Annotated in this window: 3 protein-coding genes; all 3 read left to right on the top strand. The window is 32.3% G+C overall.

Going from position 1 to position 2,326, the window contains the following annotated elements:
- A partial coding sequence (locus DRF75_RS04970) for a P44/Msp2 family outer membrane protein (protein WP_129992776.1) occupies nt 1–160 on the top strand: 160 nt, incomplete at its 5' end.
- Nucleotides 161–449: 289 nt separating this feature from the next.
- On the top strand, nt 450–1,295 hold the full coding sequence (locus DRF75_RS04965; protein ID WP_129992775.1) for a P44/Msp2 family outer membrane protein: 846 nt from the start codon (nt 450–452) through the stop codon (nt 1,293–1,295).
- Between the two features lie 344 nt (nt 1,296–1,639).
- On the top strand, nt 1,640–2,326 hold a 687-nt coding region (locus tag DRF75_RS04960; RefSeq protein WP_129992774.1), incomplete at its 3' end, for a P44/Msp2 family outer membrane protein.

Here is a 2,326-nt window from a genome sequence, read left to right as displayed (position 1 = left end):
TTTTGCAGGTGGACACTTTCACAGAGTAGTAGACAATAAATTTAAAGGTATTCCTGCTCTATTACCTGATGGATCAAGTATTACAGCACAACCATCTGCGACAGTGATATTAGATGTGTGCCATTTTGGGATAGAAATTGGAAGTAGATTTAACTTTTAGCATTGCTATTACATTCTTGAAAGTAGTATAATTTTGCTTTTATCATCCCAAATATAAGAGAGGAACAGCAACAGTAAATACAGCAAGTTAATTCTTCATTAGAAGAACCATATGTTTTTTGTTACCATTCATACTCAGTTATATAAATGTTATTTGTTAATAATTTTACATGATATATTAAATTTCTCTTACAAAAGCCACTAGTGTTTTATACTAAAAGCTATACTTTGACTTGTATTTGATCTGTACTTTTACTACTGTTAATTTGTTTTGACTATTAGGTTATAATATGAATTGCAAAAAAGTTTTTATAATAGGTGCATTGATATCATCCATATACTTCCTACCTAATGTCTCATACTCCAATTCAGTACATAGTATGCATGGTAATTTCTACATAGCAGGAAAGTATATGCCAGGTGTTCCTCACTTTGGAGTTTTTTCAGCTGAAGAAGAGAAAGAAAATACAACCAGAGTATTTGGCTTAAAAGAAAATTGGGATGGAAGTGCAATATCTACCAAATCACCAGATAATATATTCATTTTTCAAAATTATTTATTCAAGTACCAGAGTAATAAGTTTTTAGGGTTTGCAGGAGCTATTGGTTATTCAGTAGGTAGACCAAGAATAGAGTTTGAAGTATCTTATGAAACGTTTGATGTAAAAAATCCAGGCGATAATTACGCAAATGATGCTCACAGGTATTATGCTTTATCACGCTGTGATTATGGTGAGTGTGATGATATGAGTGGTGCAAAAGACAAATTCGTATTTCTAATTAATGAAGGATTACTTGACATCTCGTTTATGACAAACGTATGTTATGACATCACAGCTGAAAAAATGCCCTTTTCTCCTTATATATGTGCAGGTATCGGTGCAGATTTAATTCACATGTTTGAAACTACAAGCTCTAAAATTTCCTACCAAGGAAAGTTAGGGCTAGCTTATCCCATAAGTGCAGAATCTTCTGTTTCTTTTGGTATATATTTTCACAAAATTGTGAACGATAAGTTTAAAAATATTCCAGCTATGGTACCTATTGACTCAAAGATAATAGGACCACAGTTCACAACAGTAACATTAAATGTATGTCACTTTGGCTTAGAACTTGGAGGTAGATTCAACTTCTAGTTTTGTGATACACATGTGGAAAAGCTAAAACTGTTTTTATATTAGCTGTATACAAGGGAAAAAGCAGCGGTGAAAATTACTTGACAATATAAGACTATAGATTTACCAAGCTTATTTTCACAAAATCTCTTGTATCTTTTCTATACCTTACAATGAAATATACACTCAGCTTTCCTATTGTAGAATGTGTTTACCAGTGCTTTTTGTTTATTAGCACACTGCATAACATGTTAAATTTTTCTTACAAAAGTCACTAGTGTTTTATACCAAAATACATATTCTGACTTGTATTTACTTCGTACTTCTACTATTGTTAATTTATTTTTACTATTTTAGGTGTAATTATGAATTGCAAAAAAATTTTCGTAGCAACTGCATTAATGTCATTAATGTACTCTCTGCCAAATTTATCTTTTTCTGATACAATACAAGATGGCAAAATAAGCGGAGATTTCTACATCAGTGGAAAATACATGCCAAGTGTTTCGCAGTTTGGTGTTTTTTCTGCTACAGAAGAAAAAGTGAGTACTGCACAACTGTATGGACTAAAAAACGACTGGCTTGGTAGACAACACCCAACACATAATGATAATGATTTTAACAATAAAGGTTACTCATTTAAATATGAAAATAACCCATTTTTAGGGTTTGCAGGAGCTATTGGTTATTCAATGTATGGTCCAAGAATAGAGCTTGAAGTTCTATATGAAGTATTCGAAGTTAAAAATCAAAATAACTGTAGGAATGATGCCCATAAGTATTGCGCATTATGTCAAAGCGGCGCTTCACACGACACAAGCCCTGCAACAGGCAGATATGTTTTGTTAAAGAATGAAGGACTAACCGACATATCATTTATGATAAACGCATGTTATGACATCGTAACAGATGGAATACCTTTCTCTCCTTATGTATGTGTAGGTGTTGGTACTGACTTGGTTTCTATGTTTGATACCATAAACCCTAAGATTTCTTATCAAGGAAAATTAGGACTAAGTTATCCTATCAACCCAGAAGCATCTGTTTTTATT

Origin of the sequence: Ehrlichia minasensis, assembly GCF_004181775.1 — a bacterium.
Classification (GTDB): Bacteria; Pseudomonadota; Alphaproteobacteria; order Rickettsiales; family Anaplasmataceae; genus Ehrlichia; species Ehrlichia minasensis.
Note: the sequence above shows the minus strand (reverse complement) of the source record. Positions and strands in the feature narration are given on the sequence as shown.